At 64.1% G+C, this 409-nt stretch carries 1 protein-coding gene; it reads left to right on the top strand.

Going from position 1 to position 409, the window contains the following annotated elements; translation table 11 throughout:
- Positions 1-409, top strand: a 409-nt coding sequence (locus EEB15_RS33440; protein ID WP_141514273.1) for a tRNA guanosine(34) transglycosylase Tgt, incomplete at both ends; no start/stop codon positions are given.

Below are 409 nucleotides of genomic sequence, written 5' to 3'. Positions count from 1 at the left end.
GCTGTTCGGCATCGTCCAGGGCGGTATGCACGAGGACCTGCGCCTGCGCTCGCTGGATGGCTTGCAGGAGATCGGCTTCGACGGCCTGGCCATCGGTGGTTTGTCGGTGGGCGAGCCGAAGGAAGAGATGATCCGCGTGCTCGATTTCCTGCCGCCGCAGATGCCGGCCGACAAGCCGCGCTACCTGATGGGCGTGGGCAAGCCGGAAGACCTGGTGGAAGGCGTGCGCCGCGGCGTGGACATGTTCGACTGTGTGATGCCGACGCGCAATGCGCGCAACGGCCACCTGTTCGTCGACAGCGGGGTGATCAAGATCCGCAACTCGGTACACAAGCACGACGACTCCACGCTCGACCCGACCTGCGACTGTTACACCTGCAAACATTTTTCCCGCGCCTATCTGCACCAC

It is taken from the genome of Ramlibacter sp. WS9, assembly GCF_003797765.1.
Lineage (GTDB): Bacteria > Pseudomonadota > Gammaproteobacteria > Burkholderiales > Burkholderiaceae_C > Ramlibacter.
The sequence above is the reverse complement of the archived record's forward strand: the minus strand, read 5'-3'. Positions and strand labels throughout refer to the sequence as shown.